Below are 23,787 nucleotides of genomic sequence, written 5' to 3' on the forward strand. Positions count from 1 at the left end.
TCCCCGATGAATGATAAATATTTATCAACCGTGAGATTATTGACTGCTTCTGTAGCAGTACCCGCTATGGCGTTGATTTCTCAGCTAAGTCAGGTTAAAGTTAGTACGGCTGCCGTCCCCAATATCACCTGTGATACTACAAGCGAAACTCCTACAGTCGTAGCTAGTGTCGAAGGTTCTGAAGGCAAGCAACAGACTAAAATGTTAACTTTCTTGACAGATTACTTCCCCGACCGAGAGGCAAAGCAAAAATGCCAGGCTGCGGCTAATACCTTACAAACGCTTTATGCTGCCAATGAAATGAATTATCTGGCAAGCGATACTATTGACGGCGAGCTACCAGTGGTTTGCGCGGTACAGAGAAGAGGAGTTGGCTGCGATAGTTACAGTGCTAAAGTTTTATTCGCTCTCGATCGCCAGGTCAACCCAGCTGTAGCTTTATATAATATGCTCGGCGAAGACCTCAAGCGTTCGGAATTACCAGATTCTAGAACCGTTAGCCGCATTTACACCGATCTTACTCTTTTTGACTGGTTGCCGTTTTAAGCTAGTTTATTGGCAGCGAGCTTTAGCGAGCTTTGCTGCTTCGTAGTTTGGTTTTAGCTCTATCGATCGGTCGAAAGCAGCAATACCAGAAAAAACCTGGGATGAGTTACAGAGAGTTTTACCCAGGTAAAACCAAGCTTCGGCTTTTTGAATTTTGGTCAGTCCGTCTTTTCTCAAAATATTCTCAAATACAGCACTGGCTTGAGGATATTGTTGTAAGTTACTAAGAGTAATACCTTTACCAATTTGAGCGGGAAAATATTCGGCATTATACTCTAAAGATAGATTGTAAGCAGCCAGAGCCGCCCGATCTTGTTGTTGCTCCAATAGAGCTTTAGCCTGGTAATTCCAAGCAGTGGCTAATTCACCTGCTACTCTAGCTTTACCTGCGGTGCGTTCTCTCGCCTCTAAAATTTCGATCGCTCGTTGGCTGGCAACAACTGCTTCATCATATTGTTTGAGAGAGAGTAAAGTTTCGCTTTTATTAACAAAAAATATTGAATCAGCAGGAGCGATTTCAATTGCTCGCTCGAATGCCTCTAGTGCCTCGGCATTTCTCTGTAAATTATGTAACGCTTCACCCCGACAATTCCAGGCATAGACTGCTTCAGGCTCGATTAAAGTTGCCGAAGAACAAGATGCCAGCATTTGTTCGTACTTTTTCATCCCAGACAAAGCATAGCCGCGATTAGTCCAAGCCTGATAGTAATTGCTGTCTATATTTAGCAGTTTATTGTAACCTGCGATCGCCTGCTGATACTTTCCTGTTGTTAGTAGTTCGGTACTAGTTAGAAATAAGGTTCTTACCTGCCAGCGTTGGAGAATGTAAGGAATACTAACTCCTAAAAAAACGGTAAAAATCAGTAGACTCAACCAACCAGACCAGCGATTAGAGCGGTTAGTTTTGGCATCTGGAGCGAGATTGGTTCTGGTAATTTTAGGAGCAGTTTTACTGTCATCTAGAATACTGCGATCGCGTTGTTCTGACTGCTGAGATAAATTATTTAGATTACTCTCGATCCAGCTTAGACTAAAAACTTCTCTATAGATACGATTAGAAACTCTAAGCCTACCTTCTTCTTCTTTAACCAATCCCAGATCGATCAATTCTGTTTGCTCTTCACTTTCATCAAACTCAATCTGTTGCCTATAGATAAATTTGTATTCGCGTAAAAGCTCCAAAGCTTGGCATTGCCGATTGTGTAGTAGGCGATCGCGCATTTCAGATAGATGTTCGGCAGCGATTCCCTGTTGCCAATTTTCTATTAAGCGAGTTCTCACCAACTGCTCGATTTGCTTTTCTTCACCAACGGAAATATTAGTTTCGACAGCCAGGCGACAGAGTTTCTGAGTTAAAAAAACCTGCCCTTCTGTCCACAGCATTATTTCATCTAAGATATCAAGGGGCAAGCTATTTTCATTAAGACCAAACAATCTCAATCTAATTTTCGAGAAGTCTTGATGAATTTTTCGTTTGTGTTCGTAGTCTACTGATGGCATTTGAGGTTGTGAAGTAAAATGCTCGACAAAAAAATCGCGAGTAGCTGGTTTAATCCAGCCTTTTCTAATGGCTAACTCGCCAAACTTTAGATTGGTTTGTCCTTGTTCGTAAAGAATTAAACCTATTTGGGATTCATCTAACAATCCTGCTTCCTTAAAATATTGTCCTATAGGCTGTTGAGATTTTTGTCTGGCAATTGTCAACCAGCGTTCGGCAAAAAAATCAGCAGTTTTGGGAGTGAGCAATCCTTGCAATGCCAAAATTTCTCCCAAACGTTGCCGTCGCTCTTCTTTTTCCTGCTTTTCTAAAGCAGTTTTTATCTGTTGGCGCGATACTAATCCTGCTTGCTGTAAAACCCTACCCAAAGGTCGAGCTTTTTGAGCCTCTGGAGTGGTTTCGGCGCAATCGGATAGCATTTTATGCTGATTGTTGCCTAATATTTTCACGATCGATAAAACTACGTAAATAAATAAACTTAGCGAATATATATATAGTTATAGTAACGAATGCCGTCAGCAGAAAAGGCTTAGATTTACAAACAATAAATAAATATACTTAACGAGCGATACGCTGACTTGTTTCGATTGCGTTTGGTTGCCTCTCCGATTGAATTTTAACTAAGACCGTCAAATGTGTTTGGGTATCCTGGCAGAGCCGTCTCTAACCAGGCCAAAAATTATTTCTGTTGAAAGCAGTTCTCGCACACACAGAATGGTAGCATATTTACCAACGGTTACAGCAGCGCGAAAGTGCGGTCTTGGTCGCGGCTTTCAAGCACTTGAATTCATTTCAGGTGACAGCCTCTTGACTTTCCCCCATGAGCAACTTTCGTAAGAAGGCTCCGTATCCCAACTCATTTTCTTGCGCCAAGCCCTCCAGGGCTTGCGAGCCGAAGGCAATCGTGGGCGCGGGGTCGTTACTCCGTTTCACGGCGGAGTAATCTGTGACTTAGTTTTTAAGTTGCTGTAGCCGAGCAGCTGTATACTACAATCGTATTTTAGCATATATAGAGCTTGCTAAAATATGGCAGAACAATATCTGGCTATCTTTGATTTGCGATCGCGCTAGTCGCGTGTCAATTTTTTACTTAGTAAAGCTTTAATTGTTGTCGGAATAATTTATGAAAACTTATTATTACGTTTTAGCCAGTCAGAAGTTTCTCTTAGAAGAAGAACCTTTAAACGAAGTACTAGAAGAAAGAAGGCGTAACTACAAAGAACAAAATAAGGAAATTGACTTTTGGTTAGTCAAGCAGCCAGCTTTTTTAGAAACGGCAGAATTTTCTGATTCTAAAGCCAAAGTTCCCCAACCTGCGGCAGCGATTATTTCTACCAACAAGCAGTTTATTACTTGGCTAAAATTGCGACTAGAGTATGTCTTGACGGGTGAATTTGAAGCTCCCTCATCTGCAATTACCGAACCCCTGGCTTCTAAGTAATCTCCAATGCCACCCAAATTAAGCGTCAGATCGGGTATTACTATCCTTGCAGTTGCCGCCAGTGTCTTTTTTGTCGGTACTTTATTGTTGACGCTCCATCGCCACTTTACATTTTATTCTTCTTACGATCAGGGAATTTTCAATCAAGTTTTTTGGAATGGTACTCATGGCAACTGGTTTCAAAGTAGTCTTTCTTCCCAATTATCGACCAATGTAGTTCACAATGGCGAAGTACCTGCGGTAGATTATCGTCGCCTAGGACAGCATTTTACACCTGCTTTACTGTTGTGGTTGCCAATCTATTATCTGTTTCCCTATCCTGCAACATTAACCGTATTGCAGGTAATTTTTGTGACGGCAGCAGGTTTGGTGTTATACGCTTTGGCAAGAGTCTATCTCCAGCCTGGGATTGCGATTTTTATTGTAATTAGCTTTTACTGTGCCAATGCTGTTTTAGGACCAACCTTAGCTAATTTTCACGACATTTCGCAAATTCCCCTATTTGTGTTTGGGTTGCTGTTGGCGATGGAAAAACGCTGGTGGTGGTTATTTGGTATTTTGACAGTTTGTACTCTGGCGGTTCGCGAAGATAGCGGTATTACCTTGTTTGGGGTTGGAGTGTACTTAGTTCTCAGTCGTCGCTATCCGCGACTGGGTTTAGCTGTTTGTAGCTTGAGCTTGATTTACATCATCGCTCTAACTAATCTGGTTATGCCCTTATTTTCTGACGATATTTCCAAACGATTTATGTTAGAAAGATTCGGGCAGTATGCCGAAGGCGATGAGGCTTCGACGCTAGAAATTATTAGTAATATGATTCGCAATCCAGGGGTTTTGCTGGTCGAATTGTTTACTCCAGTTTTTGGTACGGTGAAATATTTGCTCGGACAGTGGCTACCGTTAGCTTTTATCCCTGCGGTAGCTCCCGTTTCCTGGGCGATCGCCAGTTTCCCTTTGTTAAAGCTGCTTTTAGGTAAGGGAGATTCGGTATTGGCGATTTCTTTACGCTATGCTATGAGCGTTACACCAGGATTATTTTACGGTGCGATTCTCTGGTGGGCAGGGCAAGGATTTGGCAACCTCAATAAATCTCTGACTTATTGTCAACCGCGACGACTAAAAAGTGGGTTTCGTCGTTTTTGGATTTTTTGTATCTGTCTTTCTTTGATTTTTACTATCACTTCTAATCCTAGCCGTACCCTCTACTTTTTGGTTCCCGATTCGATTCAGCCCTGGGTATACGTTTCGGCTCCCGAACAGTGGACGAGAGTGCCGCAAATTCGTTCGCTTTTAGCTAAAATACCCGATGATGCCAGCGTTTCGGCTACTACCTATTTAATTCCCCATCTATCTAGTAGAAGAGAAGTTATTCGCCTAACTGGATTAGCTGTAAAAGGCGATCGCCAGCAAATCGAACGAGTAGATTACATTATTGCCGATCTCTGGCAGCTACAGCGCTATCAAAAGGCTTTTAAAGAAGATCGCCAGCAGCTACAGGCGATAGTCGATTTGATTAAAGCAGTAACTAATAGTCAGGAATACGGCATTATCGGTTTTAACAATGGTGTAATTTTATTGCAAAAAGATACTGCTTCGTTACCCGAAGCGACTAAAGCCTGGGAAGCTTTTTTGGGTAATGGGTAACAAGTATATTATTTGTTACTGCTGCTATAACTGCGAAGTACTATTCTGAGGCGGAGAAAGATATTTATCTGTTTCTCGCACTCTCTTACTCAAGAAGCGACAAATTTCCAGAATAATGTGTGGGCGTTGAGAAATTAAGCTAATAAATTGCTTTTTCTCTAGTTTTAGTAGGGTACAGTTAGTAATGGCGATCGCGCCATCCCAACGAGGAGCATCGTCAAACAAAGCGATTTCTCCAAAGTATTCTTCGGCAGCAAGCTGTTTAATTTCTTGTTGCTTGCCATCAAGGTTTTTAACTAGTTTGACTCTGCCATCGGCAATAATATATAGATGAGAACCCCAGCTAGCTTCGGTGTAAATAGTTTGGTTAGCTAAAACTCGTTCGGTTTCTAAGGCTTTGTCGATCGAAAATAGTTCGTCTAAAGTGAGATTTTTAAATAAAGCGATGTTTTTGAGCAATAGTAAGCGGTTCATAGAAGTGTTGCTAGAGGGCAGTAGAGCGGCAAGATCGGAGAATTCTCCACCGTAAAACAACGGAGTTTCTCCAGCATGAGTAAGTTGTGCGTGAGCGTGAGCGACTAAGTGAAGTTCGCCGTCCCCTGGCGCGATCGCCACTTGAGAAGAGGACAACTGGTGTCGATCGGGAGCGAAAATTTCTCTGGCAACCAAACGTACTACGGGATCGCGATCGCCTATTAAGGCAGAAGGAATTGTCGCCAGGGGAATCAAGGCACCAGTTTTAATCCATCGATCTTTTGATTCGAGAGCTTCTAATAAAATTTTATAGCCTTTGGTTCTCAACCACTGAGGAGTTGGAGTAATTGAGTTTGGCGATCGCTCCTTGCGTTCGAGGATGGGAATTAAAGGGGCAATAAAACGACGTTCGTTAATAGAAGCTAAAACTTCGATTGCGTTGGCTACTTTTTTAGCATCAGTAGTCGCTAGAATGCGCGTGACGACATTTACAGTGCGCGAATATCCCAGGCAAGACAAAATATACAGGACTTTTTGAATTAGACGCTGGTGATAATCGGCGATCGCCACTGACAGCAGCCGCCAGTTAAGATCCTGTTGGGGAAGACGCTGCTGCCATTGACGTGTAAGAGCCAACTGCTCGAATTCGGGAGCCAGATGTTTAAACAAAATATCGCTGGCATATTTAGTGCGAATGCGTCCGATGGCAGCGATCGCCGCGTTGACTTCAGCAGGATCGCTCGCGCTCAGACTTTCTCTTGCCAATGCCAGTCCCGATTGCCCGTAAGCAGCCAGAGCCATTGCTGCCTGCTGCCTGACTCTCGGTTCGGAATCTGCCAAACCTGGCTTTAAATAAGACAGCATTGATTCACAGCGCGTAGCCTGAAGTAGCTGATATGATGCTGCTCGCACCAAAGGTTCGGGATTTTGAAGCTCGGCTGTAGCTAGTTTGGCTGCTTCTATTTCTTCTGGTAACGCAAGTTTGGCGATCGCTTCTAGAGCTAATTGTTTGGTTTGGCTATCTTCTCGTTCGAGTAGTTGCCGTATTAAAGGAATTAAATCGCGCTCTCCTCGCTGGACAATAACTCTAATTACAGCCTGGACGGCAGTTTTGTCTAATTCTGACTGCCAAATTGATTCTAACGCACTAACAATTTGGGAATTTTTCTTAGATTCGGATGTTGCCGCTATTGCCGCTAAGATTTTAATTTCTGCATCCTCGTCAACAAGTAACTCTAATAGTTGCTCCTCGGAGAAAGTATAGCGATTGGCGGTTAAAATTCCTAAAGCTGTAGCTCTAATCTGGGTTCGCTCGTCGCCCAACAGTTCTTCCCACTGCTTTAAAGTGGCAACATCGCTGTTGTCGTATAACTTTAATACCGTATGACGTATTTGGGGATCGGCATAAGGTAGTAGTGTTAGAATCTCGCTAAAAAACTGGCTGGGTTGCCCCAAACTGGCAGCTAGCTCTAAGCCTTTAATTTGTAAGTAGCGATCGCTGCTGGATATAAATTCGCGAATAGTGCTGGCAGACTGAGGTAATAACTGAATTCCTTCTTTGCCAAAATCATCTAAATTAATGCTGTCAGAGCGAATAATTTTTTCCAAACTTTGGGTATAAAATCTGCCCATTGGCAATCGCACCAATAACAGAAGGACAGTTAAGCTAGCTGCCAACCAGGTAATCTGCACCAAACTGAGGTAGAGATGAGCAAACCACAATAAGGTTCCTGCTAGAGTCAGTCCTATAGAATAAACAATGCCGTCGCTTACGGCTCGAACTCTACCGATAAATTCTTGGGGAATAGCATTGTAATTAAGTTGGTGTACGGGTAGATTGATCGCTTTGTAAAGAGCATCACCGTTAATGTGAAGACCAATACCTGCGGGTAATTTAAGATTTAATAACAATCCGCCAAAGCTAAATAGGGTAGTTAAAGGATAAACCGCGTTCAACCGCGCCACTCCCAACCATTGCAGCAGGGGACGAGTAACGCCATACAAAAATGCCACCTGAATCAGGCTGATGACAATTCGCATCAAACCTAAAAATCCTGTCAGATTGCGTTCGTCAAAGTTTTGACCGTAGATATTGAGCCAAAGAAATTCCGAGCTTACATAAATAATTACCAGTAAAAAGCTACTGCTGGCTAGTAAAAACACTAGTGGATAGCCTTTGACCAAATCGGGAAAAGTTTTTAAAGACTCTAAAATTCCTGCTTTTTTTTGCTCTTTGACTACATCTATTTGACGTTGAGAGTTTTCTAAATAGAGTAACTGTGCGAAGGCGATTGCTAGAATTACCAGCAAAGCCAGCAGTAAGTCTCGCGTCGCTAGATAACGCGACAGCAACATAGTCAAACCACCACCAAGCAGAGTTCCTGCCGCCTGAGCGATACCAATAAACGGGGCATATCGCTTGTACTCCAAAGTAGTCAGATAATCCGTTAGCAGACTGGGATAAAGAATATTGTTGTGAAAATCCCATTGAAAAAAGATAACGATTAGCAGGATGTAATAGATCCAGGTAGCACTTAAAGACAACAAAAACCACAAACCCAGAGCAATAGCAGCAAAAACGATTAAAGCAAAGCGAAACAGCTTAGGACGACTATAGCGATCGATCGCCAGCGAAAACAATCCATAAGCAGGTATGGAAAACAAGCCAATTGAGATAAAAGCTAGAGGCAGATTCCCCGCTCCTACTCTGCTGATAAATAGAGAATTAGCAATTGCCATTGCCACAACGCTATAGCTTAAGACTGTAGCTGCCAACAGCAGCAATTGCGCTATGAGATTTTGACCGATTAAAGCAGGCAGGGTGAAACGTCCAAACATTTGGCTGGTTTGGGCTTTAGGACGACCCACTATTTGATAAACTCGACTTAACATAAATCTTTTTCTGCGATCGCTTTTAGTGCTTTGTCTATTAATTAATGAGAGATAACTAAGTAGGGAGCATCGCTTCGCTAGGGAGAAGGGGTAAATTAGTCGGACAGAAATCCCCCTGCCCCCTGCTCCTTTTCTTAAAAAAGACCTGCTCTCTGCTCCCTGCCTATAAAAACCCATCAATTAGATATTTATTGAAGACCATTAGGTCGTTTGTGTTTTTGAGTCTGTCTCTAAAGATTGTTCGGTTTTTTGCTCTTGATTTTCTCCCTCAATGTCGGCTGCCATATCGTCAGTATTAGTTTTGACAAACAAAGTCAAGCCTGCGGCAATAATCATACATACGCCACCTACTACTACTGCCAAGAGACGATCTTCGTGAAGTAAGTTAGTCATTACCCAGCCAAATCCCAAGGCTACAGCAATTTCGGGTAAAACCACAAAGAAATTAAAGATACCTTGATAAATTCCTCGACGTTGGGGAGGAATTGAATTAGTCAACATGGCATAGGGCATAGTCATGGCACTAGACCAAGCAATCCCCAAACCAATCATAGCGACAAATAATAGATAGCGATTGTTAATCTGCAAAAGTGCAACGGCACTCAGACCACCGCAGAGCAAACACAAAGCGTGAGTTCGCTGACGACCGATACGCTCGCCGAGGTAGGGCAAAACAAAAGAAAAAATCACACAGATGGCGTTATAAATAGCAAAGCACAAGCCAGCCCATTCAATACCATCGCTATACAGAACTGAACTTTGGTCTACAGCCCCAAAAATGTTGCGAGCTACTGCCGGGGGGAAATATAGAAAAAAACAGAAAATTCCCAACCAGGTAAAAAACTGAACTCTCGCCAGCTGCTGCATCGTAGCTGGTAGATTTTGTAGGGTATGCCATGTTTCTCTAATGCTGCTGGCAATACCACCGCGTTTTTCCTGTAGTTTTTCAAATTTTTGTAAGTTCTGGGGCGGTTTTTCTGGTGTGGTAACAATCGTCCAGAGTACCGTTCCTAAAAATAAAATGCCTCCAGCATAGAAAGAAATTTCAATAGTCAGAGGAATTTGCTTAGTCGGACTACTGGCGTTAGCCACTCCAAAAAAGTGATTGAGCGACCAAGGTAAAACCGAAGCTGAAACAGCCCCAATGCCAACCATAATGCTCTGCATGGCAAATCCTCTCGTCCGATATTCTTCTGGCAATAAGTCACCAACAAAGGCGCGAAAGGGAACCATGCTGACATTAGCACTAGTATCCAAAATCCACAGCAATCCTGCTGCTATCCAGAGCGAAGAGCTATGGGGCATAAAAATCAGACCGATAAAACCTAGAATTGCTCCCATTAAGAAGTAAGGTCTTCTTCTACCCAAGGGAGTCCAGGTATAGTCGCTGAGATTGCCAATAATGGGCTGAATAATTAGACCAGTTAGAGGAGCGGCAAGCCAAAGAATAGGAATTTGATGGGCATCTGCTCCTAAATGCTCGAAAATGGCACTCATATTTGCCATTTGCAGTCCCCAGGCAAATTGGATTCCCAAAAATCCGAGGTTCATATTCCAAAGTCGTCCAAAAGTCCATTCTTCTGTCGAATGTTGGTCGTTGGTATTTTCTAATAATTTACTTTGATTTTCTAGAATAGACATAAGATAATAGTTGATTTTTTTGGCTCGCAAAGCCTACATGACTATCTTAGTCGAGGTTACACGACGATAAGGTCATTGCAGGCACCGCGCTGAAAGTACGCGGCTTCTTCTGACTAGAGCGATAACCAGACTCAACCTTGCCAGGTACTTAATATGTAGCTTTTAACTACCTAGTTTGGAAACCAAATTGATGGCTTTAATTAACGTTGGTTTGCCAATACGGTATCCTTGAGCGTAATCTATGCCAATTTTACCTAAATAGTTTAGAACATTATCATTCTCAACACATTCGGCGATGGTTTGAATATTCATCACGTTAGCTATACGTTCGATCGCGCTAACAATTTCGCCATTGTAGTTGCGATCGGTAATATTTTGAATTAAACTTCCATCAATTTTAAGATAGTCTACGGGTAAACTTTTGAGATAGGCAAAAGAAGAAACGCCACTGCCAAAATCGTCTAAAGCAAATTTGACTCCTAATTCTTTCATCTGTCTGATAAACCTATAAGCGCGCTCTAGCTGAGCAATAGCAGCCGTTTCGGTAATTTCAAAACAAAGACAATTGCCTGGAACTGAAGAATTTTTAATTAACTCGATCGCCATCGCCGTAAATCTTTCATCGTTAATACTCAAGCCAGATAAATTAATCGATATTATAGTTGGCTGAGCGGTAAAATATTCTTTATAGTGCTGGAGTGTCGTTTCTAATACCCAGCGGTCGATAGTTGTAATTACTCCATAACGTTCGGCGACGGGAATAAATTGTGTGGGGGAGATAAAATTTCCCTGACGATCTTCAAGTCGCAGTAAAATTTCATAATGCCAGGGCGCTCGCGCGTTTTCTTCAATGGGTTTAATCAACTGCTTGACTAAATGAAAGCGATTTTCGGCAATTGTTTGAGAAACGTTGGCAATATGCGCCATTTGGGTTTGTTCCAAATCTAATTCGGCATTATCATTTTCAGCAATATAGAGTCTACCTCTGCCTAGATTTTTAGCTTGATAGCAGGCTAGATCGGCGCGGCTCAGCAGTTCGGCAGCATCAGCAGTTTTTCGTGAAATTGGCACCATGCCGATGCTTACTCCCACATCAAACTCTAAAGTCTGCCATCGAAAACGATAGTTTTCCAGTGCCAAAATCAATTTATTGCCAATTTGTTTGGCTTGCTTGAGGGTACAGCTTTCTAAGATCAGACCGAACTCATCTCCTCCTAGCCTGCCTAAAGTATCTTCTTGACGAACCATGCTGCCAAACATGGTAGCTAACTCTGCCAACAAGCGATCGCCAACTAAATGTCCTGCCGTGTCGTTGACAATTTTAAAGCGATCCAAATCTAAATAGCACAAAACTTTTTTCGTCCCGCATTTTCGTACTTGCTCGACTGCTTCTTTAAGCTTTTCATCAAACTGGCGACGATTGATCAGCCCCGTTAGAGAATCATAAGCTGCTTGATAGGCAATTTTTTTAGAAAGATTGTGTTCGGCAGTAATTTCGCGTTGAATACCTCGATAACCTAGATACTGTTGCTGGCGATCGTAAATTGGCTTGCCGTTTAATTCAAAGATTCTAATAGTTTCGTTTTTATCTCTAACCGTAAATGTAAACTTGTTGAGGAGGCAACGCTCGCTAATAATGCGCTCGAAACTGCCCCAATCAAACTCAATTTTAGGATGATGGCAATAAATATCCTGGGGATGTTTGCCCAAGATACCATAAGGTTCGAGGCGATCGATGCCGATAGCTTCTCCCGATACATAACAGTATCTAAAATCTCTATCTAGTTCCCAAAATACATTTGCCCCTGCTTCGGCTAAGTCTTTATAGCGTTGCTCGTTTTCTCGCAAAATTGCTGCTGCTAAAGAACGTCTTCTAATTATTTCTATTAACAAGACAATAATTAACAAACTAACTAAAAAACTAATTACTACAGTCCAGACTATAACTTTATGAGTTTCATAAAAAGAAGGAGCCAGATCGATTAGTTCGCTTTGTTCGGGCAGTCGGTTAATATCTATATCAAAGCGTTTTAGTTCGCGATAGTCGAAAATCCAACGGTTTTTGGCTGCAATAATTGGTTTGACTTCTTGAGGATTCGCTCCATCTAAGATTCTGTCTGCCAATTCTACAGCTTGTCTGGCATGATATGCCCCATCTAAAATTTTTCCGCCGATAACTCCCGTACCTATCCGCATCGAGCTTACCGTATAAAGCGGATTGGCTACTTGAGAACTAATAATAGGCGCATCTTGTTCGTGATCGATTAACGCTCCATTTTTATTATCTTTACGTAGCTGTCCGAGAATTAAAATTGGAACATTCGGTGCAAATTTTCCCAGACGAGAATTAATTTCTTCGGGAACGAGGTCGCTAACGATGTGAATGGTAAACGATTTGAAGATTTTTTTTAGCTGTTTGACTTGTGCCTCATAAGCTTTTCCCGTAGCGGTAGAATCGGTAAGTACAATCAAACTGTCTTGTCTAGTCTGTCTTAGGGCTTCGGCGATTGTTTGAGCGACGCTATGGTTTTCATATACTCCAGTCAACCAGGGAATTTTTGCTAATTGGGGCATTACATGATTGATCCCCAAAAATACTATGGGGATATTGGCGAAGTCGCGTCGATACTGCAAAATCAACTGTAAACTGGGATCGTCAGCAACCATTAATAAGTCAATTTCGCTGTAACGATATTTTTTCTCGATGTAGTCTAAAAAATCTCGACCATGTTTTAGTTGAGGATATCGTTTGCTATCTAAAAATTCGTGAAATACGTTGACTTGAGGATGATTTTCTGCAAACCCCGAATCTATTCCTGCTTTCTCCTGTTTTGCCCAGGATGATTCTGGATGATAGGAGTGTATTACTAAAACATTTTTACTGTCCTGGTTCTCGCTGCCAGACAAGCCCATACAAAAACCGCATAAAATGTAGGCTATGACAATACGCGATTTTTTGCAGATAAAACTAGAGACAACAAGCTTAAATATGTGCGATCGCCAGATAAATGACATCGATAAAAACTGGTGGTATTTTTACTCAGTCATAATATTAAGACAATCGCACATATAAAACCGTTAAATATAGCGAAATATTTACTAATAGCAGTGGCTGGCGAACGGCAAAGTTCGCCGCTGCTATTAAACGGCATTTATTAAAAATTCGTATGAGAAGCGATCGCTTCAGTTAGTTTGGTAATTACTTCTTTAACTGCGATCGCGCCTAGTTCTCCCGAACTACGAGTGCGGATGCTTAAAGTATCGCTTTCAACTTCCTTATCTCCCACGACCGACATTACAGGAATCTTTTGCTTTTCGGCATTGCGAATCATTTTACCGAGGCGTTCGCGACTATTATCGACTTCAGCCCGAATTCCTGCCGCCAGCATTTTAGTAACTACTTGATTGGCAAAATCCACATGGGCATCGCTTACGGGCAAGAGCCTTACTTGCGTCGGTGCCAGCCAGAGAGGAAAGTCTCCCGCATATTCTTCAATTAAAATGCCAATTAACCTTTCTAGCGAACCAAAGGGAGCGCGATGGATCATAATCGGACGCTGGCGCGAACCGTCTTCAGCAACGTATTCCAACTCAAAACGTTCGGGCAAATTATAGTCTACCTGTACCGTTCCGAGCTGCCACTCGCGTTCTAAAGCGTCTTCAAAGATAAAGTCTAGTTTTGGTCCATAAAATGCTGCTTCGCCAGCGGCTTCAAAATGTTCCATCCCCAACTGTTCGACAGCACGTCTGATAGCGTTTTCTGCCTTCGACCAAGCTGCATCCGAACCGATATATTTGTCAGATTCTGGGTCGCGGAAGCTCAAACGCGCTTTAAAGTTAGTTAGCTGTAGACTTTTAAATACAGACAGAATCAAATCTACTACTTTTAAAAACTCCTCGTCTAGCTGTTCGGGAGTGACAAATAAATGAGAATCATCTACGGTAAAGCCTCTAACCCTGGTTAAGCCTCCCAATTCTCCAGACTGTTCGTAACGATAGACCGTACCGAATTCTGCTAGTCTAATTGGCAATTCCCGATAGGAACGCAACTCGCTCTTATATATTTGAATGTGAAAGGGACAGTTCATCGGTTTGAGAACAAACCCTTGTTCGGCAGCAGCAGCAGCTTCGTCTTCTGCCATCATGGGAAACATATCTTCCTGGTAGTTTTGCCAGTGTCCCGAAATTTTAAACAAATCGACTCTGGCTAGATGGGGAGTAACTACGGGTAGATAACCTCGTTTTAGCTGTTCTTGTTTGAGAAAGTCTTCTAGTTGCGATCGCAATATCGTCCCTTTAGGTGTCCATAACGGCAAACCAGGACCTACGGCATCGGCAAAGATAAACAGCCCTAATTCTCTACCCAGTTTGCGATGATCTCGTTTTAAAGCTTCTTCTTTACGCCGTTTGTATTCTGCCAACTGTTCGGGAGTTTCCCAAGCAGTACCGTAGATCCTCTGCAACTGTGCTTTATTCTCATCGCCGCGCCAGTAAGCACCAGCAACGCTTTCTAATTCGATCGCTTTGGGATTAATTTCAGAAGTGGTTTCTACATGGGGTCCGGCACATAAATCCCACCAGCGATCGCCCAAATGATAGATAGTAATTGGTTCTTCAATTCCTGCGAGTATTTCTAATTTATATGGCTCTTGTAAATTTTCAATCCTAGTTTTTGCTTCTTCGCGGCTGACTTCTTCCCTTACCACTGGCAAATTACGATTGATAATCTTAATCATCTCTTTCTTAATTTTTTTTAAATCCTTATCGGTAAAGGGTTCGGGATTGTCAAAATCATAGTAAAAGCCATTTTCCGTCCAGGGTCCGATAGTTACTTGGGCTTTAGGAAACAGTTTTTGCACCGCCATTGCCATGACGTGTGAGGCGGTATGACGAATCTTTTGGAGAGATGGTGATTCACTAGTGCGAGGTAACTTAATTGATTGTTCGACTTGTTTTTTTTCTGCGGTGGTCATTAGCTGTTTAAAGATGCCGATAAACTTGTTTTATTTTATCGAGGTAAGAAAAATTTTGTAACTGCGCACAGCGATTATGTAGTGCTTCTCGGTTACTTTTGGTAGGCGTAGATTTGTACTTTTACTATTTACTAATAATATAATTTTTTAAATTAAAGAGAATTAATATATCAAATGATTGTTTTTAAACTCCCCTTTTTGTAGTGAGCGATCGTAATTAATATTATAAACTTTGAAAATATTCTTTAAGTTTTGTCAAAAACGCTAAGATGAATACTGTGATAATAAGCTATTTTTAAATTTATGTCTTCGGAACGACCTACAGAAAAAGAATTACTCAAATCGGTCTTAGAACCGCTTTTGGAAGATTTTCAGTATTGGTTCGACCGCTCTAGAACTTTATTAGAATCAGAACGCCTGACTTTTTTTTCGGCAAAAGAACAAACTGAATTGTTAAACAAAATCGTCCGAAGTAAAAAAGAAGTCAGTACGGCTCAAATCTTGTTAAAAGCAACTAATGGAGAAGTCGGTATCGATTCAAATATGCTTCTTCCCTGGCATCAACTAGTAGTAGAGTGCTGGGATTTGGCTAGAAAACGCCGACAAACGAAGGGGGATCGACTTTCTGACTCGTAGATAAAGCGATCGAAAATTAAATTTATCATTGGACTATAAATAATCAATTAGCTAAATTTAGATCGAACAAAAATTATGTTACATTTACTTTACATTTTGGCTTTTACGGCGATCGCCTTGGTTGCCGTTAGTAATTTAATTCGTAGTTTGGTTACTATTAGCATGGAGGCGCAGAAAGTTCATCCTTCTCGCTCTGCGAAAAAGGGAACTGCCAATAATCGCCAACAGTATCGCTCGGTTGGCAAAATTCATCCAGAATTACTGGACGAACGGGGTCAGGTGATTGAAGAACCGCTACTAGTTATGCGTTCTGTGTCCGTAGAAGATGCTCGTCAAAAACTAGATGCACTTTATGATTCTTCTCCCAACAAAAATAACAACGATGGAGAAGAATAAACAAAATTTATTAAATTAACAGTTAGTCTGGGTCGATCGATTTTGCAGGATTTTCGGGAACAATAAAATCGCACTTTACATCTCAATCCGATAGTTCTATGCCTAGAAAACCCGACGAATATGCAGTTCACCTTTTAATTGCTGGCGGTCATAGAGAAGAAATTAAATTTAGCACCGTACAAGAATTTCAAAAGTGGTATAGTAATGAACTGATGGCAAAATCAGATTCATCTAGTTTTGTAAGCGTTCCCATCAAAAATATTCAAGGAGAATATATGGTCGTTCGCCCTGCTAGCATTTTGGCAATTCGAGTCGAACCAGTATTTTTAGGAAGCGTAGAGCGGTTTTAAAAAATCAGCTTGACCTACGGGCGAGCGTTTGGTTAAAAAAATTTTTATTCGACATTCGATCTAACCTAAAGCCAAGGGAGCAGTGATTCCTTTGGTAATTTTTTTGCCCAATTTATTTTCACACATTAGCTCGAACTAAATTGTATGTTGCCTACCCAAAAACTCTATGAAGGAAAAGCAAAAATTCTCTATCTTACTGAGGATGCCGATATATTACTTACTGTATACAAAGATGATGCTACGGCTTTTAATGCTCAAAAGCGAGGTCAAATAAAAGGTAAAGGCGAAATCAACTGTGCAATCGCCAGGTCTTTATTTGAGCTACTAGAAAAAGCTGGCATACCCACTCACTATATAGATTGTCCTGCCAGCGATCGCATGAGAGTTAAGGCAGTAAAGATAATTCCTTTAGAAGTAGTAGTGAGAAACGTTGCCGCAGGTAGTCTGTGCCGTCAAACAGGACTGAGCGAGGGTAAAGTTTTACCATTTCCGTTAGTCGAATACTATCTAAAAAACGACGAGCTTGGAGATCCTTTATTAACTCGCCCTCGGATCGAGCTACTAAAAATTATTAGCGAAGCTGAATTAGCCGCGATCGAGCAAATGGCTTTAAACATCAATCGGCATCTGCAAGAATTCTTTGTTAAATGTGACATTACTTTAGTCGATTTTAAGCTGGAGTTTGGTAAAGATTCGCAACAAAAAATAATTTTAGCGGATGAAATTAGTCCCGATACTTGTCGGCTATGGGATATAGCAGAAAGCGATCCACAAGCTAGAGTGCTAGACAAAGATCGTTTTCGTCGAGACTTGGGCGGTGTTGAATCGGCATATCAACAGGTTCTAGAGCGAATTTTAGCTAAAGTTTCATCCGCTTTGTAAACTGTATTTGCAGCTTTATAAGACGGGAACATCTATACCCTAAATTAGTCACTTTCGATCGTACGGTGTATGGTCAATTTTTTTATTGTCCGAGTAGCGACTGAAATTAATCAAATCGAGACAAAAACTGTTATAGTATCGATCGCTTTATTGGGTGTGTGGATGTGCTAGAAAAACAAAAAAACTTTTATTTCCTGCCAACTGCGAGCGTCGCCCTGGCGACCTTGTCAATCTTCGGTTTATTGTTGCCAGTTCGAGCAGAAACCAAAGATCTAAAACGAGAGCAACTGACGCTAGCCGCAGAAAACCAGCCAAATTCAGCTTTGGTAGAGCCACAACAAACTTCTCAAAAAACGAGAGCGACTTCAGTTCTAGGTGGAACCATAGTCGCTCAAAACGATTTTCCAGACGCGCCGCCACCGCAACCCAATCTACCGCCTGAAACCGAATCACCACCAGAATCGGTACCGCCCGAAAATCCTCAAGAGAGGGAATCACCAGAGGATGCTCAACCCCAACAGCAACCGCAACCCAATACACCCCAACAACCAGAATCATCTTCAGAACCCCGCGTTTTAGTCGCTGAAGTAAACGTAGAAGGTGCTAACCAAGAATTAGAAGACATTGTTTACGAAACTATCTCTACCGAACCAGGTAGAACTACCACTCGTTCTCAACTACAGGAAGATGTTAATGCAGTCTACGCTACGGGCTTTTTTCAGAATGTAGAAGTAACTCCCGAAGACACCCCTTTAGGAGTAAGGATTACTTTTGACGTGCAGCAAAATCCAATTTTAGATCGAGTAGCGGTAGAAACCTTACCCCGCGATGCAGAGACAAGAGTTTTGCCTCCTAAAGTAGTTAATGAAATATTTGGCGACAGCTACGGTGAAATTCTCAATCTGCGAGAGTTACAAGATGGCATCATCAAACTAAACGAATGGTATAGCGAAAACGGTTACGAACTGGCTCAAATTGTTGGTTCTCCTCAAGTAAGCCCTGATGGAGTCGTTACTTTGGTGGCTGCCGAAGGGATAATTGAAGACATTAACGTACGGTTTTTGGATGAAGAAGACGAACCCGTAGATGGCACAACTCGCGATTTTATCGTTACTAGAGAAATAGAACTCAAGCCTGGAGATGTTTTCAAACGCGATACCGCTCGCAGAGACTTACAGCGAGTGTTTGGCTTGGGAATTTTTGAAGATGCTCGTTTTTCATTTAGTCCCGGACAAAATCCCAGTAAAGTTATCGTTAATGTCGATGTAGTCGAGAGCAGTAGCGGTTCGATCGCTGCGGGCGCTGGAATTAGCTCCTCTAGCGGTTTATTCGGTACGGTTAGTTTTCAACAGCAAAACTTAGGCGGTAACAATCAAACTTTAGGTACGGAAATTCAACTAGGGGAACGAGAACTATTATTTGACGTTAATTTTACCGATCCCTGGATTGCTGGCGATCCCGCTCGAACCTCTTATACCATCAACGCTTTTCGCCGCCGTTCGATTTCTCTGGTTTTTGATGGCGATAACGATGATATTGAAGTTCCCCAAGGCGATGAAGAAGAAGAAGATCCCAATCTTCCTGGCTTCGAGCGCGATTTTGATGGCGATAGCCCTCGTGTAGTTCGCACTGGAGGCGGTATTAGCTTTTCCCGACCCTTACCCCGCGATCCTTTTGCTCGTCGTGAATGGACTTTGTCTACTGGCTTTCAATATCAGCACGTAGCAATCAAAAATGACGATGGAGATATTACGCCCCAATCTCAAACTCAATTTGGCGCAGAAAATCTGGCATTTAGCGATAGTGGCGAAGACGATTTATTTATCTTTCGCTTTAATGCCACTCGCGATTTTCGTAACAACGCCTTACAGCCGACTAGTGGTTCTGTATTACGCCTGGGTGTAGAGCAAACTGCTCCCATTGGTTCGGGAAGTATTTTGTTAAATCGCCTGCGCGCCAACTATAGCTACTATATTCCCGTTAACTTGATTAAATTTAGCGAAGGAGCGCAAACTTTAGCTTTTAATGTTCAAGGAGGAACCATTCTTGGCGATTTACCTCCTTATGAAGCCTTTGTCTTAGGCGGTAGTAATTCCGTACGCGGTTATGGCGATGGTGAATTAGGTAATGGTCGCAGCTATCTTCAAGCTACCGCCGAGTATCGTTTTCCTATTTTTAGAATTGTCGGCGGTGCGGTATTTTTTGACTACGGTACGGTTTTGGGAACCGATGATAATGTTCCTGGAGAACCATCAATAGTTAGAGGATTGCCAGGAAGTGGTTATGGTTACGGTATCGGTGTCAGAGTTCAGTCACCTTTAGGTCCAATCAGGATTGATTATGCTATTAGTGATGAAGGAGATAACGAAATTCAGTTTGGTATCGGCGAAAAATTCTAAAGCCAGATAAGAGGCAATGTGAGCAAGACACTAAAAAATACTGTCGAACTTTCGGGAGTAGGACTGCATTCTGGGGTTACTACCACAGTGCGCCTGTTGCCTGACGATCGCAACTGGGGTCGATATTTCGTCCGAGTCGATCTGCCCGATAAACCCGTAATTCGGGCTACAGTCGACTCAGTTAGCCAAACAACTCTATCTACAGAACTAGGTAACGCCGAGGCAAAAGTAAGAACTGTAGAGCATCTTCTGGCTGCTTTGGCAGCGAATAATATTGCCAATGCCAGAATTGAAGTCGATAATGCAGAGTTGCCTTTATTAGACGGTTCGGCAAAAATTTGGACTGAAGCGATCGCCAAAGCTGAATTTTCTACTACTGCTTCTACTGAAGCAATCGCTCCGAGCGAACCTATTTGGATAAGAGAAGGAGATGCTTTTGTTGCTGCCCTACCCGCTATAGAAACCCGCTTTACCTACGGCATTGACTTTGCCGACTACCCTGCGATCGCCAATCAGTGGCACAGTTGGAGTCCTGGAGAAAACAATTTTAACACCGAAATTGCTCCCGCTCGTACCTTTGGTTTTGCCGAACAAATCGCACAGCTACAGCAGGCAGGTTTAATCGCTGGTGGAAGTTTAGACAATGCCCTGGTTTGCAGTCAAGATGGCTGGGTTAATCCGCCGTTGCGATTTACTAATGAACCAGCCCGTCATAAACTATTAGATTTAGTGGGAGATATTAGTTTGTTGGGACAATTTCCCCAGGCTCACATTATCGCTTATAAAGCCAGTCATAAATTACATGTTCGACTAGCTAAAGAATTAGCCTTACTGCCAAATGGCGATCGCTGCTAAGCGTTAAAAACTCTATTTGTCCCATACAAGCAAGCTGCCCATTGGAGATCGAACTCAAACTTTAAAGATCCAATATATTTATAATGTCAACTGCCACCCAAGTAAATACGTCCAAACAAACTTTTAGCATTCAAGAAATTCATAATTTACTACCCCATCGCTATCCTTTTGCCCTGATAGATCGGATTATCGAATACGTACCTGGAAAAAAAGCCGTGGGGATTAAAAACGTTACTTTTAACGAACCTTATTTTCAAGGACACATTCCCAACCGCCCGATAATGCCAGGAGTATTGATGGCAGAAGCGATGGCGCAGGTTGGAGGAATTGTTTTAGTGCAGCTACCAGAAATGGAAGGCAAATTTTTTGCCTATGCAGGCATTGATAAAATGCGGTTTCGCCGTCCCGTTATTCCAGGCGATCGTCTAATTATGACTGTAGAACTGCTATCTTTAAAGCAAAAACGTATTGCTAAAATGCAGGGCAAAGCAGAAGTTGAAGGCGAACTTGCCGTTAAAGGAGAAATGTTATTTTCTCTAATCGATTGATAGCCGTTAATAAAATATAGTCTTGAGTGCCTTAATTCATCATACCGCCATCATTCATCCCCATGCCGAACTTGATTCGACAGTTCGAGTAGCTCCCTATGCCGTTATTGGAGAGGAGGTTAAAATAGGTGCAAATACTACAATTGGCAGTCATGTTGTCATCGAGGGATTGACTGAAATTGGTGCCGATAACCAAATTTTTCCTGGGGCAGCAATTGGTTTGGAACCTCAAGATTTAAAATATCGCGGGGCAAATAGCTGCGTCAAAATAGGCGATCGCAACCGCATCCGCGAATATGTAACGATCAATCGCGCTACGGGAGAGGGAGAAGCGACAGTTATCGGTAATGACAACCTATTTATGGCATATTCTCATGTCGGTCACAATTGTGCGATCGCTAATGAAGTAATTATTGCTAACAGTGTGGCGATCGCAGGTCACGTCAGTATCGATTCGATGGCGGTAATTAGCGGTGTGTTGGGCGTTCATCAATTCGTTCATATCGGACGATTGGCAATGATCGGCGGCATGAGCCGCATTAGTCGCGACGTACCTCCCTACATGCTGGTAGAAGGCAATCCCGCCAGGGTGCGATCGCTAAATTTGGTAGGACTTAAAAGAAGGGGCTTTAGTAGCAGCCAAATCAAACAACTCAAACAGGCTTTTCGTCTTCTATATCGTGAAGGTTTGCCTATCGATAAAGCGATCGCCGAACTGGATTTATTAGCAGATAACGAGCATGTTCGTTACTTGCAGGATTTTATCAGACAATCAAGTGCTACAGGAAGAAGGGGAGCGATTGCAGGCAAGTAATATCGACTAATGATTGAACATAAAACATTAAACAATGAATAGCGAACAGTAAACAGTGTTTACCGATTTGTTGATAATTGCTTATTGCTCATTGCTAAATAAAATGACAATAATTTGTATTCGCAAATCAAATAGGATTGCTATATTACATTGTCATTTAAAAAAAAGGAAATTATTGTTTTGAAATCATCGAAAACGCCGTTTGTTTATCCTAATATGAGGTTTCCCTTCATCTTGCTGATTGTCTGCTTTGCCGCTTGGGGAGTTGCTGCAAACATGACCGATCCTTTAGTCAAGGTCTTCAGCAAAATTTTTACAATGAGTACATTTCAGGCAGCACTCGTCCAGTTTTCCTACTATGGGGCATACTTTTGTTTGGCACTACCTGCGGCATTTATCAATAAACGGTACTCGTATAAAGTTGGCGTTCTTACTGGTCTGGGTTTGGCAACTGTTGGTGCCTTTGCCTTTTATCCAGCCAGTTTAATTATGACTTATGGCTTGTTTCTGGCTGCTTTATTTATTCTGGCGGCGGGTCTGTCAATTTTGGAAACGTCAGCTAATCCTTTTGTGATGTCTATGGGACCAGAAAAGAGTGCAACTCGTAGACTCAATCTCGCACAAGCATTTAATCCTCTGGGAACTAACATAGGTGTTTTTCTAGCAGCAACTTTGATTCTACCAAATTTAAATCCTGCCACTGCCGAACAGAGAGCGGCTATGACCTCTGAGGCACTTCGGGCTGTTAGGGCAGCAGAACTAAATGCTGTTATGGTTCCTTACGTTGGCATGGCGTGCGTGCTACTTGTAATCTGGCTGCTAATTGCCCCAGTTAAAGTTCGTGAGTCTCAACAGGCTTCAAGAACAGACTCGCAATCGGTTAGTTTTCTTTCGACACTAAAACGGCTACTTGCCAATCCACATTACAGTTGGGGAGTTGTCGCTCAGTTTTTTAATGTTGCAGCACAAACCTGTACCTGGACGTTTACGATTCAGTACGTACAGGAGGCTATAGGTGGTAATGAAGCGAATGCTGGAAACTATCTTCAATACAGTCTCCTGGTTTTTATGAGTTTTCGATTTCTAATGACCTGGGTAATGGGATTTATCCGTCCGACAATTTTATTAACGGGTTTGGCGTTGCTGGGAAATCTGCTTTGTGTCTATGCAATACTCAGTCCCAATATCTCTGGAGTCTGGGCAGTGGTGTTTATCTCAGCTTGTCTATCATTAATGTTTCCGACGATTTACGGAGTTGCTTTATATGGTCTTGGCGAGGATACTAAGTTTGGGGCGGCTGGATTGGTTATGGCGATTCTGGGAGGGGCGGTCATGCCACTGGTTCAGGGAGGGTTGCTAGATGCCTTTGGGGCTGCAATCTCTTACATTATTCCAGCAATTTGTTTCTTAGTTATTGCTGGTTACGGTTTCTTTAACCTCAAAACAGTCAGAGGATTACAAATCTAGGTTCGGTTAACCAATGAATAATGAACGATGAACAATAAGCGCATTAAAATTAACTTTGCTTTATTCGCTTTTTGGGATAAAGTCATTTTGAATCGAGAAAATGGCATCTACTGTGGAAAATAGCATAAGGTTGGACGATTAAAAATAGTGCTGTGGCGGTAAGAATCAGCTTATTTATAACTTCAGTGCCTCAAACTAGACTAAATAATCGCTTTTTAATTCTGCACGCAGAGCGTACCAGTAATTTTGGTAAGGTTTTTTTGGCTTTAGACACTTACCAAAATCCACCACGTATTAAACAATAATCTTGACTCGCTTGTCGCTAATATGC

The 23,787-nt window shown here is 42.1% G+C and carries 17 protein-coding genes; 12 read left to right on the forward strand and 5 right to left on the reverse strand.

What is annotated here, in order from left to right; all coding sequences use genetic code 11:
• Positions 1-6 precede the first annotated feature (6 nt).
• Positions 7-546, forward strand: coding sequence for a COP23 domain-containing protein (locus KV40_RS02785; RefSeq protein ID WP_036477781.1), 540 nt, complete (start codon positions 7-9; stop codon positions 544-546).
• A gap of 6 nt (positions 547-552) precedes the next feature.
• Here the strand turns inward: KV40_RS02785 and KV40_RS02790 are convergent, their stop codons facing one another.
• Positions 553-2,463: a tetratricopeptide repeat protein gene (locus tag KV40_RS02790; protein WP_156113920.1), complete on the reverse strand. Its 1,911-nt coding sequence runs from the start codon at positions 2,461-2,463 to the stop codon at positions 553-555.
• 704 nt (positions 2,464-3,167) lie between these two features.
• Between KV40_RS02790 and KV40_RS02795 the strand changes: the two genes are divergently transcribed.
• Positions 3,168-3,485 (forward strand): MgPME-cyclase complex family protein, encoded by a 318-nt coding sequence (locus KV40_RS02795; RefSeq protein ID WP_036477784.1) that lies wholly within the window; start codon positions 3,168-3,170, stop codon positions 3,483-3,485.
• Positions 3,486-3,491: 6 nt separating this feature from the next.
• Positions 3,492-5,129 carry a DUF2079 domain-containing protein gene (locus tag KV40_RS02800; protein ID WP_036477786.1) on the forward strand — a complete coding sequence of 546 codons (1,638 nt, stop codon included), beginning with the start codon at positions 3,492-3,494 and terminating at the stop codon, positions 5,127-5,129.
• A 24-nt stretch (positions 5,130-5,153) separates the two neighbouring features.
• Here KV40_RS02800 and KV40_RS36525 read toward each other — a convergent pair whose 3' ends face one another.
• The 4 genes from KV40_RS36525 to thrS all read right to left on the reverse strand — a co-directional run bounded on the left by KV40_RS36525 (position 5,154) and on the right by thrS (position 15,109).
• Positions 5,154-8,495, reverse strand: coding sequence for a cyclic nucleotide-binding domain-containing protein (locus KV40_RS36525; RefSeq protein ID WP_253274142.1), 3,342 nt, complete (start codon positions 8,493-8,495; stop codon positions 5,154-5,156).
• Positions 8,496-8,696: 201 nt separating this feature from the next.
• Entirely contained in the window at positions 8,697-10,046 is a 1,350-nt protein-coding gene (locus KV40_RS02810) for an MFS transporter (protein WP_371260764.1), read from the reverse strand.
• Positions 10,047-10,298: 252 nt separating this feature from the next.
• Positions 10,299-13,151: an EAL domain-containing protein gene (locus KV40_RS36530; protein WP_253274143.1), complete on the reverse strand. Its 2,853-nt coding sequence runs from the start codon at positions 13,149-13,151 to the stop codon at positions 10,299-10,301.
• A gap of 140 nt (positions 13,152-13,291) precedes the next feature.
• A complete protein-coding gene (gene thrS, locus KV40_RS02820; RefSeq protein ID WP_036477788.1) occupies positions 13,292-15,109 on the reverse strand; it encodes a threonine--tRNA ligase in 1,818 nt (605 codons plus the stop codon).
• A 303-nt stretch (positions 15,110-15,412) separates the two neighbouring features.
• On the opposite strand from thrS, the gene KV40_RS02825 reads away from it, so the two are divergent.
• The 9 genes from KV40_RS02825 (at position 15,413) to fucP (ending at position 23,456) form a co-directional block, all read left to right on the forward strand.
• A complete protein-coding gene (locus tag KV40_RS02825; protein WP_036477790.1) occupies positions 15,413-15,745 on the forward strand; it encodes a DUF2605 domain-containing protein in 333 nt (110 codons plus the stop codon).
• Between the two features lie 75 nt (positions 15,746-15,820).
• Entirely contained in the window at positions 15,821-16,141 is a 321-nt protein-coding gene (locus KV40_RS02830) for a DUF2973 domain-containing protein (protein ID WP_036477792.1), read from the forward strand.
• Positions 16,142-16,239: 98 nt separating this feature from the next.
• Positions 16,240-16,491, forward strand: coding sequence for a hypothetical protein (locus KV40_RS02835; RefSeq protein WP_036477794.1), 252 nt, complete (start codon positions 16,240-16,242; stop codon positions 16,489-16,491).
• A 144-nt stretch (positions 16,492-16,635) separates the two neighbouring features.
• Positions 16,636-17,373 carry a phosphoribosylaminoimidazolesuccinocarboxamide synthase gene (gene purC / locus KV40_RS02840; protein ID WP_036477796.1) on the forward strand — a complete coding sequence of 246 codons (738 nt, stop codon included), beginning with the start codon at positions 16,636-16,638 and terminating at the stop codon, positions 17,371-17,373.
• Between the two features lie 158 nt (positions 17,374-17,531).
• Positions 17,532-19,772: a BamA/TamA family outer membrane protein gene (locus KV40_RS02845; RefSeq protein WP_081942732.1), complete on the forward strand. Its 2,241-nt coding sequence runs from the start codon at positions 17,532-17,534 to the stop codon at positions 19,770-19,772.
• Between the two features lie 18 nt (positions 19,773-19,790).
• Positions 19,791-20,627: a UDP-3-O-acyl-N-acetylglucosamine deacetylase gene (gene lpxC / locus KV40_RS02850; RefSeq protein ID WP_036477797.1), complete on the forward strand. Its 837-nt coding sequence runs from the start codon at positions 19,791-19,793 to the stop codon at positions 20,625-20,627.
• Positions 20,628-20,710: 83 nt separating this feature from the next.
• Complete coding sequence (gene fabZ, locus KV40_RS02855; RefSeq protein ID WP_036477799.1) at positions 20,711-21,175, forward strand: 3-hydroxyacyl-ACP dehydratase FabZ; 465 nt, start codon at positions 20,711-20,713, stop codon at positions 21,173-21,175.
• 22 nt (positions 21,176-21,197) lie between these two features.
• Positions 21,198-21,989: an acyl-ACP--UDP-N-acetylglucosamine O-acyltransferase gene (gene lpxA / locus KV40_RS02860; RefSeq protein ID WP_036477801.1), complete on the forward strand. Its 792-nt coding sequence runs from the start codon at positions 21,198-21,200 to the stop codon at positions 21,987-21,989.
• Positions 21,990-22,205: 216 nt separating this feature from the next.
• Entirely contained in the window at positions 22,206-23,456 is a 1,251-nt protein-coding gene (fucP, locus tag KV40_RS02865) for an L-fucose:H+ symporter permease (RefSeq protein ID WP_036477804.1), read from the forward strand.
• Positions 23,457-23,787 lie beyond the last annotated feature (331 nt).

The sequence above is a fragment of the Myxosarcina sp. GI1 genome, assembly GCF_000756305.1.
Classification (GTDB): domain Bacteria; phylum Cyanobacteriota; class Cyanobacteriia; order Cyanobacteriales; family Xenococcaceae; genus Myxosarcina.

Excerpts from the sequence above, each read along its gene's own strand:
- KV40_RS02785 (WP_036477781.1), top strand. The coding sequence starts at position 7 with ATGAATGATAAATATTTATCAACCGTGAGATTATTGACTGCTTCTGTA.
- KV40_RS02790 (WP_156113920.1), bottom strand. The coding sequence starts at position 2,463 with ATGCTATCCGATTGCGCCGAAACCACTCCAGAGGCTCAAAAAGCTCGA.
- KV40_RS02795 (WP_036477784.1), top strand. The coding sequence starts at position 3,168 with ATGAAAACTTATTATTACGTTTTAGCCAGTCAGAAGTTTCTCTTAGAA.
- KV40_RS02800 (WP_036477786.1), top strand. The coding sequence starts at position 3,492 with ATGCCACCCAAATTAAGCGTCAGATCGGGTATTACTATCCTTGCAGTT.
- KV40_RS36525 (WP_253274142.1), bottom strand. The coding sequence starts at position 8,495 with ATGTTAAGTCGAGTTTATCAAATAGTGGGTCGTCCTAAAGCCCAAACC.
- KV40_RS02810 (WP_371260764.1), bottom strand. The coding sequence starts at position 10,046 with ATGAACCTCGGATTTTTGGGAATCCAATTTGCCTGGGGACTGCAAATG.
- KV40_RS36530 (WP_253274143.1), bottom strand. The coding sequence starts at position 13,151 with ATGTCATTTATCTGGCGATCGCACATATTTAAGCTTGTTGTCTCTAGT.
- thrS (WP_036477788.1), bottom strand. The coding sequence starts at position 15,109 with ATGACCACCGCAGAAAAAAAACAAGTCGAACAATCAATTAAGTTACCT.
- KV40_RS02825 (WP_036477790.1), top strand. The coding sequence starts at position 15,413 with ATGTCTTCGGAACGACCTACAGAAAAAGAATTACTCAAATCGGTCTTA.
- KV40_RS02830 (WP_036477792.1), top strand. The coding sequence starts at position 15,821 with ATGTTACATTTACTTTACATTTTGGCTTTTACGGCGATCGCCTTGGTT.
- KV40_RS02835 (WP_036477794.1), top strand. The coding sequence starts at position 16,240 with ATGCCTAGAAAACCCGACGAATATGCAGTTCACCTTTTAATTGCTGGC.
- purC (WP_036477796.1), top strand. The coding sequence starts at position 16,636 with ATGTTGCCTACCCAAAAACTCTATGAAGGAAAAGCAAAAATTCTCTAT.
- fabZ (WP_036477799.1), top strand. The coding sequence starts at position 20,711 with ATGTCAACTGCCACCCAAGTAAATACGTCCAAACAAACTTTTAGCATT.
- fucP (WP_036477804.1), top strand. The coding sequence starts at position 22,206 with ATGAGGTTTCCCTTCATCTTGCTGATTGTCTGCTTTGCCGCTTGGGGA.